The 18,226-nt window shown below is 75.6% G+C and carries 4 protein-coding genes; all 4 read right to left on the minus strand.

What is annotated here, in order from left to right; genetic code table 11:
* Positions 1-4: 4 nt before the first annotated feature.
* From HNP84_RS51255 to HNP84_RS53430, 4 genes are read right to left on the minus strand one after another with little or no spacing between them, the layout of a single operon-like run.
* Positions 5-7,000, minus strand: coding sequence for a non-ribosomal peptide synthetase (locus tag HNP84_RS51255; protein WP_221336731.1), 6,996 nt, complete (start codon positions 6,998-7,000; stop codon positions 5-7).
* Positions 6,997-13,350, minus strand: coding sequence for a non-ribosomal peptide synthetase (locus tag HNP84_RS51260; RefSeq protein ID WP_221336732.1), 6,354 nt, complete (start codon positions 13,348-13,350; stop codon positions 6,997-6,999). The genes HNP84_RS51255 and HNP84_RS51260 overlap by 4 nt, the downstream gene beginning before the upstream one ends.
* Entirely contained in the window at positions 13,347-17,927 is a 4,581-nt protein-coding gene (locus HNP84_RS25600) for a non-ribosomal peptide synthetase (protein ID WP_185052447.1), read from the minus strand. Before HNP84_RS25600 ends, HNP84_RS51260 begins: the two co-directional genes overlap by 4 nt.
* 35 nt (positions 17,928-17,962) lie before the next feature.
* Positions 17,963-18,184 carry an MbtH family protein gene (locus HNP84_RS53430; RefSeq protein WP_185052448.1) on the minus strand — a complete coding sequence of 74 codons (222 nt, stop codon included), beginning with the start codon at positions 18,182-18,184 and terminating at the stop codon, positions 17,963-17,965.
* Positions 18,185-18,226 lie beyond the last annotated feature (42 nt).

Raw genomic sequence — 18,226 nt, forward strand, 5'->3', positions numbered from 1 at the left:
GTCATCATCCCAGCTTCCGGTTCAGGACCGCACCTATCTCGGCCAGGGCCTTGTGGTCCATCAGCTCGAGATGCGCGCAGGGCAGCGGGTGGTCGGCGACCCGGCCGTCCACGTAGCGGTCCCAGACGCGCACGACCGGGCCGTCCGCGGGCTGGTCGTGGGACGCGGAGAAGAACTCGACGTCCCCCCGGAACACCTCCGGCGTGTGGCCGCGCAGCAGCCGGGTGTTCTCGGCGGCGGCGTCGAGGATCGCCTCCAGCGTCTCCTTGCTCACCAGCGAGCGCAGGTCCGGACGGCCGTCCAGGTACGCCAGGACCCGCGCGCGCGTCAGCGGGCTCCCGCCGGCCTCGGCCACGTCGAGCCCGATGCCCTGGACGAGGGTTTCCAGGACCTCCGACTCGGCCTCGGCGTCGGTGCGGGCGGGCAGTTTGTCGCCGGTGTACGCGTCCAGCATCGCCAGCAGGCCGACGCGCTCGCCCTGCCGTTGCAGCTCCACGGCCACGGCATGGGCCATGACCCCGCCGAAGGACCAGCCCAGCAGGTGGTACGGCCCGGCCGGCTGGACGGCCCGGATCTCCCGTACGTAGTCGGCGGCCATGTCCTGGAACGTGGCGTAGCGCACCCCGGGTTCGCCGATGGCGCGCGACTGGAGCGCGTAGATGGGGCGGCCGGGACCGAGGTGCCGCAGCAGCCCCTGGTAGCTCCAGCTCAGGCCGGCCCCGGGGTGGAGGCAGAACAGCGGGTGGGCGTCTCCCTCGGTGCGCAGGGGGAGCATGACGCCGAAGGAGGCGGGGCCGGGTTCGGCCGATTCCAGGTGCTCGCGTAGCAGTGCGGGGGTGGGCGCGAGGTAGAGGCTGCGGATGTCGACCCGCACCCGGAGCTCGGCGCGTACCCGGTGGATGAGCCGGATGGCGAGGGTGGACTGGCCGCCGAGCTCGAAGAAGTCGTCGTCGTCGCCGACCTCGGGCACGTCAAGGACCTCGGCGAAGATGCGGCGCAGCGCCTCGTCCCGGCGCGGGTCCGCGGGCGCGGTTCTCACTGCGGGCAGGGTTCTCAAGGCGGGCCGCGGCGCGGGCGCGGGGCGGCGCCGCTCCGCGCTCACCAGGGCGCGCAGGCGGTCCTCGGGGTCCACCGGCGTGTCGCCGACGCGGCGCTCCGGTTCGGCGGTGAGCCGTTCCAGGACGCGGGCCAGCTCCCCGACCAGCATCTCGGCGGCGCCCGGATCGAACAGGTCCGGCCGGAAGTCCACGCGGACCATGAGCCGTTCCCCCGGGGTCACCAGCAGGGCGAGCGGGTAGTGGGCGCCGTCGCGTACTCCGGCGTCGCGGACCCGCAGCCCCATCGGGGACAGGTCCAGCGCGGCGGGGTCGAAGGGGTAGTTCTCGAAGGCCAGCACCGTGTCGAACAGGGTGGGCAGCCCGGCCGCGCGGTGGATCTCCATCAGGGCGAGGTGGTGGTGCTCCGACATCGCCGCCTGCCGGTCCTGGAGGCGGCGCAGCAGGGCGTCCAGGGGCTCGTCCGGCGTCAGGCGCACGCGCACCGGGACCGTGTTGATGAACAGGCCCACCATGTCCTCGGCGCCGGGCAGTTCGGGGGGCCGGCCGGAGACGGTCGCGCCGAAGACGACGTCGGAGCGGCCGGTCAGGCGGCCGAGCAGCAGCGCCCACGCGGCCTGGACGAAGGTGTTGACGGTCAGGCCGCGCTGCCTGGCGGCGCGGGTGAGCCGGTCGCTCAGCTCGGCGGGCAACCGGGTGAGCACGCTCTCGCCCGGCACCGGGTCGCGGGTGTCGTCCTCGCTCGCCAGGAGGGTCGGCCGGTCCAGCCCGGCCAGCTCCTCCCGCCACGCGCGTGCCGCGCGCTCGCGGTCCTGGCCGCCCAGCCAGGCGAGGAAGTCGCGGTAGGGGCGCGGGCCGGGCGGCAGCGCCTCGCCGGAATCGAAGGTGAACAGGTCCCGCAGGAGCAGCGACAGCGACCAGCCGTCGAACAGGATGTGGTGGCTCGTCACCAGGAGGCGGTGACTCTGCGCTCCGGTACGCACCAGGGTGAAGCGGAGCAGCGGGGGCGCGGCGAGGTCGAAGCGGCGCCCGCGGTCGGCCGCCGCGATGCGCGCCAGCTCCTCCTCCAGCAGCGCCGGGGGCGTGGCGGTCAGGTCGATCTCGTCCCACTGCGGCTCGGCCCGCGCCACGACGACCTGCACGGTACGCCCGGTGGGCAGCGCCTGGAACCCGGCCCGCAGGGCGTCGTGCCGATCCAGCACGGCGCGGGCCGCCCGGCGCAGCGCGGACGCGTCCAGCTCGCCCTCCAGGTCGAGGGAGATCTGCACCGCGTACACGTCCGGAGAGGAGGAGTCGAACAGCGAGTGGAAGAGCATGCCCTCCTGGAGCGGGGACAGCGGCAGGACGTCGGCGAGGGACGGGTGGGCGGCCTCGATCGCGTCCAGCTCCTGCGGCGTCAGCCGGACGAGGGGGAAGTCGGAGGGCGTGTGCCCGCCCGCGTCCGGGCGTTCCGCGTGGCGGATGAGCCCGGCCAGGGCCTGCCGCCACAGCAGGTCGAGTTCCCCGATCTCCTCGGCGGTGAACAGCCGGTCCGGCCAGGCCCAGGTCGTGGACAGTACCGGGCCTTCGGTCCCGTCCAGCACGACCGCGTCCACGGTGAGCGGGTGGCTGATCGGGAAGCCGGGGTCGCGGCCCGCGCCCAGGGCGGCGGTCTCGGGGGCGAGCCCCCAGCCGGCGCCGGCGTCGCCGGGGTCCGCGTCCACGCGGCCCAGGTAGTTGAAGGCGATCCGGGGCCGGGGCAGGGCGCGCAGGACCTCGCGGGTACGCGGGTTGAGGTGGCGCAGCAGCCCGTAGCCGATGCCGCGGTCGGGCGGGAGCCGCAGGCCCTCCTTGACCCGCTTCAGGGCGCGGCCGACCGCCGGTCCGCCGGCGACGACCTCGTCCCACGGGACGCGTCCGGGGTCCAGCCGCACCGGGAACACGGTCGTGAACCAGCCCACCGTGCGCGACAGGTCCACGCCGGGCACGATCTCCTCCCGGCCGTGGCCCTCCAGGTCCACCAGCAGCGCCGCCTCGTCCCGCGCGGGCCGCCAGCGGTCCACGGCGAGCGCGAGGGCGGTGAGCAGGACGTCGGCGGGGGTGGCGTGGAACGGGGGCGCGACCCGGGTGAGCAGCGCCTCGGTCTGCGCCGCGGGCAGTTCACGGGTCAGGGAGCGGGAGGTGGCCTCGATGTCGCGGGCGGGGTCGAGCGGCGGGCAGAGCGCCGTGCCGGGCCCGTCGCCGAGCACGCCGGTCCACAGCTCGGCCTCGCCGGCGCGGTCCTCGGCGGCCTCGGCGAGCCGCCGGGCCCAGGTGCGGAAGGAGGTGGGGACGGGCGCGACCTCGGGCCGCCGTCCGGCCAGGGCCTGCGGCCACGCCTCGGCCAGGTCGGAGATCAGCACCCGCCAGGACACCCCGTCCACGGCGAGGTGGTGGACGAGCAGCAGCAGCCGGCCGGGCTCCGCGCCGGCGTCGAACCACACGGCCTGGACCATCACGCCGTCGGCCGGGCGGAGCCGGTCGCGGGCGGCGCGGGTGTGCTCGGCCACCGCGTCGCGCAGGGCCTCCGGCGTCGCGCCGCGCACCTCGACGCGGCGGAACAGGGAGCGTGCGTCGATGCCGGCGGGCGGCAGGGTCTCCAGCGTCCAGCCGGCGTCCTCGGCGCGCAGCCGCGAGCGGAGCATGTCGTGCCGGTCCAGGAGCGCCTGGAGGGCGGCGAGCAGGGCGTCCTCGCTCGCGTCGGCCGGGCTGCGCAGCAGCACGGACTGGTGGAACGCGTCGATCGGCCCCCGCTGCTCGGCCAGCCAGTGCATGATCGGCGTCAGCGGCACCGGGCCGATCCCGGCGCCGGGCTCCTCGGCCGGGACGAGGGCGATCTCGCCGGCCTTGGCGGCCAGGGCCGCGACCGTACGGCACTGGAAGACGTCCCGGGGGGAGAAGGACAGCCCGGCCTTGCGGGCGTGCCCGGCGAGCTGGATCGCCCCGATGCTGTCGCCGCCGAGGCCGAAGAAGTCGTCGTCCACGCCGACCTCCGGCAGGCCGAGGACCTGGGCGAACAGGTCGCACAGGGCCTTCTCCGCGGCCGTGCGCGGGGCCTGGGACGCCGGCGCGGGCCGGGTGGCGGGCACGGTCAGCCGGGCGGTGTCCAGCTTGCCGTTCGCGGTCAGCGGGAACTCCTCCAGCGCGACCACGACCGAGGGGATCATGTGCTCCGGCAGCGCCGCGCGCAGGTGGGCGCGCAGGTCCTCGGTGCCGGGGACCCGGCCCCGGCGGCCGGTGACCCAGGCCGCCAGGCGGGGCGCCGCGGCGGGATCGGCCCGGTGGGCGCGTACGACGGCCTGCCGCACGTCCGGGTGCCGTTCCAGGGCCGCCTCGATCTCCCCCGGCTCGATGCGGACTCCGCGGATCTTGATCTGGTGGTCGGCGCGCCCGGTGTAGCACAGCCGCCCGTCGGGCAGCCATCGGGCCAGGTCGCCGGTGCGGTACATGCGCGAGCCCGGCGGCCCGTACGGGTCGGCGACGAACCGCTCGGCGGTCATGGCCGGGCGTCCCAGGTAGCCGCGGGCCAGCCCGGTGCCCGCGATGTACAGCTCCCCGGTCACCCCCGGCGCGACCGGGCGCAGCCGGTCGTCCAGCACGTACGCCCTGGTGTTCCAGATGGGGGTGCCGATGGGCACGGTGTGCCACGGGTCGTCGGGGTCGAAGGGCGCCGACGTGACCTGGATCGTGGTCTCGGTCGGGCCGTACAGGTTCACCACCGCGGCCCGCCAGGCGTCGCCGACCCGCCGGGCCACCGCCGCGGGCAGCGCCTCGCCGCCGGAGAAGACCAGCCGCAGCCCGCCGCCGTCCAGGTCCTCGGGCAGGGCGGCGAGCAGCGAGGGCACGAACTGCGCCACGGTGACGCCGTGCCGCGCCGCGTACGCCATCAGCTCGGCCGGGTCGCGGGCGAGCCCGGCGGGGGCGACGCAGACGGCGGCCCCCGCGAGCAGCGGATGCCACAGCTCCCAGGTGGAGGCGTCGAAGCTCACCGCGGTCCTGGCCAGCACCACGTCGTCCGCGCCGAGCGGGTACGCCTCGGCCATCCACAGCATGTGGTTGAGGACGCCGCGGTGGGTGGCGATCACGCCCTTGGGGGTCCCGGTGGAACCGGAGGTGTAGATCACGTACGCGGGGTGCGCGCCGCGCAGCGGCGAGACGCGCTCGGCGTTGGTCAGGTTCGCGACCGGCTCGGCCGGCGGCCCGGGGATCTCGGCGAGGTCGTCGAGCACGGCGGCGGGCCGGGCGTCGTCCAGCATCAGGCGCACCCGCTCGGCGGGATAGTCCGGGTCCACCGGAAGGTAGGCGGCGCCGGTCTTGACGACGGCGAGCAGCGCGATGACCAGCTCGGCCGAGCGCGGCAGCTTGACGGCCACCACGGACTCGGGCCCGACGCCCCGCGCGGCCAGGGTCCGGGCGAGCCGGTTGGCGCGGGCGTTCAGCTCGGCGTAGGTGAGCCGCCGGTCCTCGAAGATCACCGCGGTGCGGTCCGGCACGGCCGCGGCCCGCGCCTCGAACAGCTCCGGCAGCAGGGCCGGCAGGACCGGCCGCGCGGTGTCGTTCCAGCCCTCCAGTACGGCGTGCCGCTCCTCCCGGGTGAGCAGGTCGATGTCCCCGATCCTGACCTCGTCGTCGGCGGCGACCGCCTCCAGCAGCCGGACCAGCCGCCGCGCGACGGCCTCCGCCGTCGCCCGCTCGAACAGGCCGGTGTCGTACTCCAGCGTCGCGGTCACCCCCGCCGGGGCTCCCCCGGCGTCGGTGTGCTCGGTGAAGTCGAAGGACAGGTCGAACTTCGCCGCCGGGAGGGCGACCTGCTCGGCGCGCACCGCCAGGCCGGGGACCGTCAGGTCGGGCGCGGCGTTGTTCTGCAGGGTGAGCATCGTCTGGAACAGCGGGTGGTGCGACAGCGTCCGGGTGGGGCTGAGCGCGTCCACCAGGCGTTCGAACGGCAGGTCCTGGTTGGCGAAGGCGTTCAGGTCGGTGTCGCGCACCCGTTGCAGCAGCCGGGCGAAGGTGGGGTCGCCCGAGGTGTCGGTGCGCAGCACGAGCGTGTTGACGAAGAAGCCGATCAGGTCGTCCAGCGCCTCGTCCGTGCGCCCGGCGACCGGGCTGCCGATCGGGATGTCCGTGCCGGCCCCGAGCCGGGTGTACAGGGCCGCGAGGGCGGCGTGAAGGGTCATGAAGAAGCTGACCCCGCGCCGGCGGCACAGCGCGGCGAGCCGCCGGTGGAGCCCCGGGTCGAGGGTGAACGCGACCGTGCCGCCCTCGGAGGCGCCCCCGGACGGGCGCGGGTGGTCGTAGGGCAGGTCCAGGATCTCCGGGAGGTCCTTCAGCTCGGCGTGCCAGTAGGCGAGCTGCTCGTTGCCGAGGCTGCCGGGGTCGTCCTCGTCGCCGAGCAGTTCCCGCTGCCACAGCGTGTAGTCGGCGTACTGGACGGGCAGCGGCTCCCACTCCGGCGCGCGGCCGTCGCGGCGCGCGGTGTAGGCGGTGGTGAGGTCCACCGCCAGCGGCCCCATGGACCACCCGTCGCCCGCGATGTGGTGGACGAGCAGGAGCAGCACGTGCTCCTCGGGACCGAGCCGGAACAGCGTCACCCGGAACGGGATGTCGCGGGTGAGGTCGAACGGCTCGGCCACGGCCGCGGACAGCCGGGATCGAAGGCCGCCGTCGTCGGTGTGGACCACCGCGACCTCGACGGTCACCTCGTCCATGCCGAGGATGCGCTGGTACGGCTCGCCGTCGGCGCCGGTGGGGAACACCGTGCGCAGGCTCTCGTGGCGCTCGGCGACGTCGCGCAGGGCCGCGCGCAGCGCGGCGGCGTCCAGCGGCCCGGTCAGGCGCAGCGCCAGCGGCATGTTGTACGCGCTCGACCGGTCCATCAGGTTGCACAGGGTCCACAGCCTGCGCTGCGCGTACGACAGGGGGATCATCGCTCACCTCCGGGCCGCCGCATCGGCCGCAGTGCCGGCCGGACCCGCGCCCTGCCGTTCAGCTTGGGGGCGATCCCGGCCACGGTCGGGGTCTCGAACAGCGCGCGCAGGCTCAGCTCGGCGCCCAGCGTCGCCCGGACCTTGTTGACGAACTGGGTGGCGAGCAGCGAGTGCCCGCCGAGGTCGAAGAAGTTGTCGTCGATGGTGACCCGCTCCAGCCCCAGGGTCTCGGCGGCCAGGGCGCACAGCGTCTCCTCCTGGGGGGTACGCGGCGCGCGTCCCGCCGAGACCCGGGCCTCGGGGGCGGGCAGGGCGCGGCGGTCCAGCTTGCCGTTGGGCGTGAGCGGCAGCCGGTCGAGGGTGACCAGCGCCGAGGGGACCATGTACTCGGGGAGCCGGGCGGCCAGGTGGGCGCGCAGTTCCGCGGTGTCCACGGGCGCGCGCAGCGTCACGTACGCGGTCAGCCTGGGGTCGCCGGGCTGGTCCTCGCGGACGACGACGGCGGCCTGCGCGACGTCCGGGTGGCCCGCGAGGGTGGTCTCGATCTCGCCCGGCTCGATGCGGAACCCGCGCACCTTCACCTGGTGGTCCGCCCGGCCGTGGTAGACGAGCAGGCCGTCGCGGTCCCAGTGGACCAGGTCCCCGGTACGGTACATCCGCGCGCCCGGCGGCCCGTACGGATCGGGCACGAAGCGCTCGGCCGTCAGCCCGGGCCGGCCCAGATAGCCGCGGGCCAGCCCCGGGCCGCCGAGGTACAGCTCCCCCGTCACCCCGGGCGGCACCGGGCGCAGCGCGGCGTCCAGCACGTACGCGCGCCGGTTGCGGATGGGACGGCCGATCGGCGGCGCCTGGGTGATCGGGCCGTCGGCGGACCAGGCGGTGGAGTAGACCGTGGCCTCGGTGGGCCCGTAGATGTTGGCGATGCGCGCGTCCGGGAGGGCGTCGCGCACGGCGAGGGCGTCGTGGAGCGGGAACGCCTCGCCGGCGAGCGCGACGACCTCGGCGTCCGGGGCGGTGGCGCCAGGGGCGAAGAGCTGGCGCGCGGCCGAGGGCACCCCGCTGACCAGGGTCCCCTTCCAGCGGCGGCCGGGCTCCTCCCCCAGCGCGAGCAGGTCGCGGACGATCTCGACCGTGCCGCCGCAGCACAGCGGCGCGAACATCTCGAAGACCGACACGTCGAAGTTGAGGGAGGTGGAGGCGGCGACGTACCCGAGGCGCTGGGTCCCGAACTCCTCGATCGCCCAGGCGACCAGGTCCACGGCGCTGCCGTGCTGCACGACCACGCCCTTGGGCCTGCCGGTGGAGCCGGAGGTGTAGATGGCGTACGCGGCGTTCGCCGGGCCGGCGCGCCCGGCCCGATCGGCCGCCCCGGTGAGCCCGGCCAGTTCGGCCAGCTCGGTGAGCGTCTTGTCGTCGTCCACCAGGACGGTCGTGCCGGCGAAGGCCGGGATGCGGCCGGCGGTCTCGCGGTCGGTCAGCAGGGCCGCCGGGGCGGCGTCGCCGAGGATGTAGGCGATCCGGTCGGCGGGGTAGCCGGGGTCGAGCGGGAGGTAGGCCGCGCCCGCCTTGAGCACGGCCAGCACCGCGATCATCATGTCCGCCGAGCGCGGCATGGCGATGGCGACGAAGTCCTCCGGGCCGACGCCGTGGCGGTTCAGCAGGACGGCGAGGCGGCCGGCGCCCGCGTCCAGTTCGGCGTAGGTGAGCCGCCGGTCCCCGAAGACCACGGCGGTGCGGTCGGGGGTGGCGGCGGCCTGCTCCTCGAACAGGCCGGCGAGGGTGGCCGCGCGCAGCGGGCGCGCGGTGTCGTTCCACCGCTCCAGCACGGTGTGCCGCTCCTGCGGGGTGAGCAGGTCGATCTCGCCGATCCGCAGGTCCTCGTCCCGGGCGACCGCGCGCAGCACGCGCACCAGCCGGGCGGCCAGCGCCTCGGCCGTCCCGGCCTCGAACAGGTCGGTGCTGTACTCCACGAAGGCGTCCACGCCCTGCGGGGTCCCGCCGGGCCCGTAGTGCTCGTCGAAGTTGAACAGCAGGTCGAACTTGGCGATGCCGAGATCGGCCGGGAACTGCTCGGCCGCGATCTCCGCCATCCGGAGCGGGGCGGTCTCGGTGTTCTGCAGCACCAGCATGGTCTGGAACAGCGGGTGGCGCGCCAGCGACCGGGACGGGTTGAGGGCCTCGACCAGCCGCTCGAAGGGCAGGTCCTGGTTGGCGAAGGCGTTCAGGTCGGTGTCGCGGACCCGCTCCAGCAGCCGGGCGAACGTGGGGTCGCCCGAGGTGTCGGCGCGCAGCACGAGCGTGTTGACGAAGCAGCCGACGAGCGGGTCCAGGGCGGCGTCCGTGCGCCCGGCGACCGGGCTGCCGATCGGGATGTCCGTGCCCGCGCCGAGGCGCGTGTAGAGCGCCGCCAGCGCCGCGTGCAGGATCATGAACAGGGTGACGCCGCGCCGTTTCGCCAGGTCGAGCAGGTCCCGCTGGAGTTCGGGCTCCAGGCGGAAGCGGACGGTGGCGCCGCGGTAGGTGGCCTCGGTGGGCCGGGGGCGGTCGTAGGGCAGGTCCAGGATCTCGGGGAGGTCCTGCAGCGCGGCCCGCCAGTGGGCGAGCTGCCGGTGCGCCAGGCTGCCGGGGTCGTCCTCGTCGCCGAGCAGGTCGCGCATCCACAGCGTGTAGTCGGCGTACTGGACGGGCAGCGGCTCCCAGCCGGGCGCGCGGCCGTCGCGGCGGGCGGCGTACGCGGTGGTGAGGTCCACGGCCAGCGGGCCCATCGACCACCCGTCGCCGGCGATGTGGTGCAGCGCCACCAGCAGCACCGCGTCCTCGGGCGAGAGCCGGAACAGCGAGGCGCGGAACGGAAGGGCGCGGTCGCCGAGCGGAAGCGGCCTGCGGGCGGCCTCGTCCACCCGCGCCTGGAGCTCCGCCTCGGCGACCTCGTGGACGTTCAGCTCCACCTCGATCTCGGCGGGCGCCAGGACGCGCTGGCGGGGGGCGCCGCCCTTCTCCTCGTAGACGGTGCGCAGGCTCTCGTGCCGCACCACGACGTCCCGGAGCGCCAGGCGCAGGGCCTCGACGTCCAGCGGCCCGGTGAGGCGCAGGGCCAGTGGCATGACGTACGCCGCGCCGGGCTCCTCGAAGCGGTCCAGGAACCACAGCCGCCGCTGCGCCGACGACAGCGGGACGTCCTCGGGCCGCGGCCCCGCGACCAGCGCCGGGCGCGCGTCCCTCGTGGCGGCCAGCCTGCGGGACAGTTCGGCGACCGTGGGCGCCTCGAACAGGGTCCGGATGTCCGGCGATACGCCCAGCTCGGCGCGGATGCGGGAGGCGTACCGGACCGCGAGCAGCGAGTGCCCGCCCAGGTGGAAGAAGTCGTCGTCGATGGTGACGCGCTCCAGCCCCAGGGTCTCGGCGGCCAGGGCGCACAGCTTCTCCTCCTGCGGGGTGCGCGGCGCGCGGCCCCGCGAGACCGGGGTGCCGGGCGCGGGCAGGGCGCGGCGGTCGAGCTTGCCGTTCGGCGTGAGCGGGAACTCCTCCAGCACGACCAGGGCGGAGGGGACCATGTAGTCGGGCAGCCGCCCGGCCAGGTGGTCGTGCAGCCGTTCGGCGCCGGCCGGGCCGCGCAGGGTGAGGTAGGCCACCAGGCGCGGATCGCCCGGCTGGTCCTCGCGGACGAGGACCGTGGCCTGGCCGACGTCCGGGTGCTCGGCGAGCGCGGCCTCGATCTCCCCCGGTTCGATGCGGAACCCGCGGATCTTGACCTGGTGGTCGGCCCGCCCGTGGAAGACGAGGTGGCCGTCGTCGCTCCAGTGGACCAGGTCGCCGGTGCGGTACATGCGCGATCCGGGCGGCCCGTACGGGTCGGGCACGAACCGGCCCGCGGTCAGGCCCGGCCGGTTCAGGTAGCCGCGGGCGAGCTGGACGCCGGCCAGGTACAGCTCCCCGGCCACCCCCGGCGGCACCGGGCGCAGGGCGCCGTCGAGCACGTACACGCGGGTGTTCCACACCGGCCGCCCGATCGGCACGGACGCCGCCGGCGGCGCGTCGCGGCGGCACGGCCAGTACGTCACGTCCACCGACGCCTCGGTGGGACCGTAGAGGTTGTGCAGCTCGGCGTCGTCGAGCGTGGCGAAGAACAGCCGCTCCAGATCGACCGGCAGGGCCTCGCCGCTGCAGATGACGCGGCGGAGCGTGGTGCAGCCCCCCGCCGCCGGGCTCTGGAGGAACACCCGCAACATCGGCGGGACGAAGTGGACCGTCGTGACGCCCTCGCGCTGGATGAGGCGGGCGAGGTAGTCCGGGTCCTTGTGCCCCTCCGGCCGGGCGACGACCAGGGTGGCGCCGGTGATCAGCGGCCAGAAGAACTCCCAGACCGACACGTCGAAGCCCGCCGGGGTCTTCTGCAGCACCCGGTCCTGCGGGCCGAGCCGGTACTGCGCCTGCATCCACAGCAGCCGGTTGACGATGCCGCGGTGCGGGACGACGACCCCCTTCGGGCGCCCGGTCGAGCCCGAGGTGTAGATCACGTACGCCGGGTGGTCGGCGGACAGCGGGGCGGTGCGCTCGGAGTCGCCCAGGGGCACGGCGGGGCAGCGGGCGAGCCGCTCTCGGGTCGCCGGGGCGTCCAGGACGACGCACGCGCGGGCGTCGCCCGCCGCCCCGGCCGTCGCCTCGGTGGTCAGCACCAGCGCGGGCGCGGCGTCCTGAAGCAGGTACCGGATGCGGTCCGCGGGGTAGCCGGGGTCCACCGGGACGTACGACGCGCCGGCCTTGACGATGGCGAGCAGCGCCGTCACCAGCTCCACCGAGCGGGGCACCAGCACCGCGACCCGCTGCTCGGGCCCGATGCCGTGGTCGCGCAGGAGGCGGGCCAGGCGGTCGGCGTGGGCGTTGAGCTCGGCGTAGGTGAGCCACCGGTCCTCGAAGACGAGCGCGGTGTGGTCCGGAGTGGCCGCGGCCTGCGCCTCCAGCAGGTCCGCGAGCGTGGCGGGCGGCACGGGCCGGGCGGTGTCGTTCCACCCCTCCAGTACGCCGTAACGCTCCTCGGGGGCGAGCAGGTCCAGGTCGGCGACCCGCGGGTCCCCCTCGCCGGCGAGCGCCCGCAACGCCCGCAGCAGCCGGCCGGCGATGGCCTCGGCGGCGTCGCGGTCGAACAGGTCGGCCCGGTAGTCCAGGTGCAGCGGCATCCGGTCGCCGGGCATCACCGCCAGCCGCAGCGGGTAGTGGGCGGCGTCGCGGATGCTCAGCCCGGTGACCTGGAGGCCGTCGTCGCCGGTCAGGCGCAGGGCGGCCGGGTCGAGGGGGTAGTTCTCGAACACCACGCAGGTGTCGAACAGCTCGCCGGCGCCGGCGGCGGCGTGGATGTCGGTCAGGCCCAGGTGGTGGTGGGCGATGAGCGCGCTCTGCTCCGCCTGGACCTCGCGGAGGGCGCCGGCGAGCGTGCGGCCGGGCCGCAGGTTCACCCGTACGGGGACGGTGTTGATGAACAGGCCGACCATCCGCTCGGCGTCGGGCAGCTCGGCGGGCCGGCCGGAGACCGTCGCGCCGAACACCACGTCCTCGCGGCCGGTCAGGTGCCCGACGACGGCGGCCCAGGCCACCTGCACGAGGGTGTTGAGCGTCACCCCGTGCCGCTTGGCGGCGCGCGCGAGCCCTTCGGCCAGCTCGGGGTCCGGTTCGACGGTGACGCGCCGCGGCAGCTCGCTGACCTGGTGGCCCGCCGGGGCGACACGGGTGGGCTCCTCGATCCCGGCCAGGGCCTGCCGCCAGGCGTCCGCGGCGGCCTGCCGGTCCTGTGCCGACAGCCACGCCAGGTAGTCCCGGTACGGCGCGACCGGCCCGAGGGCCGAGGCGTCGCCGCCGGCGGCGTACAGCGTGAACAGCTCCTCGAACAGCACCGGCATCGACCAGCCGTCCACCAGGATGTGGTGGTTGAGCAGCACCAGCAGGTGCCGCTCCGGTTCGAGCCGGATGAGGGTGAACCGCAGCAGCGGCGGCGTGGCCGGGTCGAACCGGCGCGAGCGGGCGCGGTCGAGCAGCCGGTCGGCCTCGGCGCGCCGCTCGGCGGGCGGCAGGGCCGTGAGGTCGATCCGTTCCCAGGGCAGCGGCACCTCGCGGGGGATGATCTGCGCCGGTTCGCCGTTCCTGCGCTGGCGGAAGCAGGCGCGCAGCGGCGGGTGCCGGCGGATCAGGGCCTCGGCGGCGGTGCGCAGGGCGTGCTCGTCCAGGGCGCCGGTCAGCTCCAGGGTGTACTCGACGGTGTAGACGTCGGGGGCCTGCTCGTCGTAGAGCGAGTGGAACAGCAGACCTTCCTGGAACGGGGTCAGCGGCAGGATGTCCTCGATGTTCGATCGCTTCACGTTCCACTCCCCCACTCCGTCTGGAACTCGGCCTCGAATTCGTCGATCTCGTCCTGGTCCAGGCCGCGCAGCCCGAAGTCGGAGGCCGTGTGGCCGCCGGCGTCCGGGCTCTCGGCGTGCGCCGTCAGCGCGTCGAGCGCGCGCACCCACAGGCCGGCGACCTCCCGCACCCGCTCCTCGGCCAGCAGCTGCGAGGGCCAGGACCAGACCGCGGTGAGCCGCGGGCCGGCGGGGGTCTCGCGCGTCATGGCGTTGACGGCCAGGACGTGCCGGACCGGCGCCTCCGGGTCCAGCCCGTCCACCAGCTCGCCGGTCCCGCTGAGGGACCAGCCCGCGGCGGCGAACCCGGGAGGATCGGCGATCCGGCCGAGGTAGTTGAACCCGACCTGCGGCACGGGCAGGGCCGACAGCGTGGCGGCCGTCTCGGGGTTGAGGTGCCGCAGCAGGCCGAAGCCGATGCCGTTGCCGGGCAGGGCGCGAAGCTGCTCCTTGACCCGCTTCAGCGCGCGCCCGGCGGCCGGCCCGCCGGACCACAGCTCCTCCCAGTCGTCCACGGCCGGTTCCAGCCGGACCGGGAACTGGCTGGTGAACCAGCCGGCCGTACGGGAGAGGTCCACCTCGGCCCCCAAGGGCTCCCGGCCGTGCCCCTCGACCTCCACCAGGACGCCGCCGGTCCGCCGCCAGTGCGCGAACGCGACGCCGAGCGCCGTGAGCAGGACGTCCTCGGTCACGGCGTGGAACGCGGACGGCACGGCGTCCAGCAGCGGCGCGGTCTGCCCGGGGGACAGCGTGACGGCCAGGGTGCGCACGGTCCGCGCGGTGTCGCGCCGCGGGTCCAGGGGCCGGGGGCCCAGCGGCGGGTCGGCGGCCTGAAGGATGCCCGACCACAGCGGCAGCTCGGCGGCGCGCGCCGGGTCGAGCGCGGCCCGGTGCAGCAGGCCGGCGTAGGTCCGGTACAAGGTCCCGACCGGCTCCAGGCGGGCATCGCCGGGCGACCGGCAGGCGGTGACGAGGTCGGGCAGGAGGATCTGCCACGACAGGCCGTCCACGGCCAGGTGGTGCAGCACCAGGGCGAGGTGGCCGGACCGGCGCGGCCCCCGGTTCAGCCACACGGCCTGGAGCATGATCCCTTCCCCGGGCGCGAGCCTGGCCCGCGCGGCCTCCGCCTCCCGCGCCGGGCGGGCGGCGTCCTCGCCGTCGTCGGCGACGACGGTGAGGCAGCGTTCCGCGCGGACGGCGCCGCGGGGCCGTACGTGCAGCCGCCACGACGGCCCGCGGTCCAGCTTCAGGCGCAACGCGTCGTGGTGGTCCAGCAGGGCCTGGAGGGCGGCGGTGAGCGCGGCCTCGGTGAGCGACGGGGGCGTGGTGAGGTGGACCGTCTGGTGGAAGCCGTCGATGGGGCCGCCGGCCTCGGCGAGCGCGTGCACGGCCGGGGTCAGCGGCACCGGGCCGATGCCCGCGTCGGGGTGCTCCCTGGCCGCCGCGGCGCCGGTACGCGCGACGCGCGCCAGCTCCGCCACCGTGCGGTGCTGGAACACCTCACGCGGGGTCAGCACGAGCCCTTCGCGGCGGGCCCGGTTGACGAGCTGGATCGAGGAGATGCTGTTGCCGCCGAGGTCGAAGAAGCTGTCCTCGACGCCGACCGACGGGACCCCCAGCACCTGCTGGAAGATGTCGCGCAGGAGCCGTTCGCGCTCGTTGCCCGGCGGGCGGCCGGTCGCGGCGGCGAAGTCGGGGGCCGGCAGCGCCTTGCGGTCCACCTTGCCGTTGGGGGTCAGCGGCAGGGCGTCGAGACGCACCAGCGCCGCCGGGATCATGGCCTCCGGCAGCGCCTCGGCCAGCATGCCGCGCAGGCCCGCGACCTCCTCGGGGCCGACCAGGTAGCCCGCGAGCACCGGGGCGCCGCCCGGCCCGTCCACCACGCTCGCCACGGCGTCGCGGACGCCGGGCAGCGCGCGCAGGGCCGACTCGACCTCGCCGAGCTCGATCCGCTGTCCGCGGATCTTGACCTGGTGGTCGGTGCGCCCGAGGAACTCCAGGCTGCCGTCCGGACGGTGGCGGGCCCGGTCGCCGGTCCGGTACAGCCGGGCCCCGGGCCGGCCGGAGAAGGGGTCGGGCACGAACGCGGTGGCGGTGCGCACGGGATCGCGCACGTAGCCCCAGCCCAGCCCGGCGCCGCCGACGTACAGCTCGCCCGGCATGCCCGGCGGGACCGGGCGGAGCCGGCCGTCCAGGACGTACAACCGGGTGTTGCGGATGGGGTGGCCGATGGTGACCGGCTCCCCGGGCGCGAGCGGCCGGGTGATCAAGGCGTGGGTCACGTCGTCGGAGCACTCGGTCGGCCCGTACGCGTTGACCATCGGGACGTGCGGGAAGCGGTCGAGCCAGCGGGCGCACAGGCTGGGCGGCAGGGCCTCGCCGGTGACCAGCATCCAGCGCAGGGCCTCCAGCGACGGGGCCGGGGCGCCGGAGTCGAAGGTCTCCAGGGCGGCGCGCAGCAGCGAGGGGACCATTTCCAGCGTGGTGATCCGCTCGCGCTCGACGATGCCGAACAGCCGCTCCGGGTCGGCGGCGCACGCGTCGTCCACCACCCGCGCCCGGCCGCCCACCAGCAGCGGGGCGAGGAGCTGCCAGATGGAGATGTCGAAGGTGAGCGGCGCGTTCTGCACGACGGAGTCGTCGGCGGTCAGCTTCAGGTCCTCGGCCTTGGCCAGCAGGTGGTTGACCATGCCGCCGCGCGCCACCATCGCGCCCTTGGGACGCCCGGTCGAGCCCGAGGTGAACAGGACGTACGCCAGGTCCCCCGGCCCGCCGGTCAGCGGGGCGAGGTCGTCCATGGGGTCGGCGGCGTCGTCGAGCGCGACGACCGCCGGGGCGGCCCCGGCGGACGCCGCGAGCCGGGCGGCCAGGTCGCGGTGCGCGGTGTCGCAGAGCAGCACGGCCGCGCCGCTGTCGGCCAGGACCGCCTCCGCGCGGCGGGGCACGGCGGGGTCCAGGGGCAGGAAGGCCGCGCCGGCGCCGAGGATGCCGAGCATGGCGGTGGCGACCGCGCTGCCGCGGCCGGCCAGGATGGCGACGACGGAGCCGCGCCGCGCGCCGGCCGCGACCAGCCTGCGGGACAGCGCGCTGGCCCGGCCCGCCAGCTCGGCGTAGCCGAGGGAGGTCTCGTCGTCGGCGACGGCCACGGCGTGCGGGGTGGTCGCGGCGTGCCGGCGCACCTCGGCCACCAGGTCGTCCACGCCGGTGGCCCGCGCGGTGTCGTTCCAGCCGGTCAGGAGGAGGCGGCGTTCCTCGGGCCAGGTCAGTTCCAGCCGGTCGAGCGGGAGGTCCGGTCCGGCCACGGCCTCGCCGAGGAACCTCTCGAACCGCATGCGGTGCGCGCGCAGGTCCTCGCCGGTGTAGAGGTTCTCGTCGGCGTCGGCGTCCACCCGCATGCCGCCGGAGGCCGAGGGCCCCCACACGGTGAGGGCCAGGTCCTCGACCGGGCCGTTGAGCAGGTTGTGCACGACGGCGCGGTGGCCGCCGAAGGTCAGCTCCTGCTCGAAGGGCATGACGTTGATCTCCAGGCCGGCCCACCTGCCGGCCAGGCCCATGGCCTCCAGGTCGCGCCGCAGGAACGCCGAGCGGTAGCGCTGGTGCCGCAGCACCTCGCGGACGCGGCGCGAGGTCTGGCCGACCAGCTCGGCGAACGGCATGCCGGGCCGCACGTCCAGGCGCAGCGGCAGCACGTCCGACTGCGTGCAGGGCAGGCGGCGCAGGGAGGGGGTGCCGCGGCCGGTGACGGCGAGGCCGAGCACGACGTCCTCGGCGCCGGTCATCCGGTGCAGGAACCCGGCCGCGCCGGCGATGACGGCCGCGGTCCAGCCGGTCCGGGCCGTACGCGCCGCGGCGCTCAGCCCGGCGGCGACGCCGGGGCCGAGCGCGCCGGTGCTGCGCACCAGGCCGCCCGCGGCGACGGCGGGCTGCCGTGCCAGGCTGACGGCGCCCTGCATGCCGGCGCACCGTTCCCGCCAGAACGCCCGGTCCTCGCGGAACCGCGCGGACTCCACGTAGGCGGCCTCCTCCGCCGCCGCCTCGGCGAGCGGCGGGAAGACCTCCTGCGGGGCCGGTCCGGTCCCGGCCAGCGCGTTGTAGTGCTCGGCGGTACGGGCGGCGAACAGCGCGGCGCCGTAGCCGTCGAGGGCCAGGTGGTGGCACCGGTGGTACCAGAAGTACAGCTCGGGCCCGGCGACGAAGACGATCGAGCGGAACAGCGGGGCCCGGGTGAGGTCGAACGGCGTGCGCAGGTCCTCGTGCATGATCCGCTCGGCCTCGGCCCGGGGGTCGCCGGCCGCCCGGAGGTCGATCACGGGGAAGTCGAAGCCGGCCAGGTCGTGGATCGCCAGCCGGGCCTCGTCGTCGCCGGGCAGCACGCGCACCCGCAGCGACTCGATGTCGGCCACGGTGCGATGCGCCGCGCGTTCGAGCAGGGCGACGTCGAGACCGCCCCGGACCTCGAAGTACTGCGCGACGGAGTACGCCCACGCGCCGGGGTCCATCTGCTGGGCGAGCCACATCTCCGACTGGGCCGTCGACATGGGAAGGGACGCGGCCGAGCGCTGGTGCATGCCGGTCAGCTCCCCGCCGCCGCTTCCATGGCCCGCACCAGGCTCGCGGGGCGCATGTCGGTCCAGTTGCGCTCGATGTACTCCAGGCAGCTCGCCCGGGTGTCCTCGCCGTGGACCGTCCGCCAACCGGCGGGGACGTCGGCGAAGGCCGGCCACAGCGCGTGCTGGCCCTCGTCGTTCACCAGCACCACGAACGTTCCCGACTCGTCATCGAATGGGTTGACCACTGTAAGTCCTTTTTCGTTTGGACGGCACGCGGCAGCGCGGCC

It is taken from the genome of Thermocatellispora tengchongensis, from assembly GCF_014202315.1.
Lineage (GTDB): Bacteria > Actinomycetota > Actinomycetes > Streptosporangiales > Streptosporangiaceae > Thermocatellispora > Thermocatellispora tengchongensis.

Coding starts and splice junctions, on each gene's coding strand:
- HNP84_RS51255 (WP_221336731.1), bottom strand. CDS start 7,000: ATGATCCCCCTGTCGTACGCGCAGCGCAGGCTGTGGACCCTGTGCAAC.
- HNP84_RS25600 (WP_185052447.1), bottom strand. CDS start 17,927: ATGTCGACGGCCCAGTCGGAGATGTGGCTCGCCCAGCAGATGGACCCC.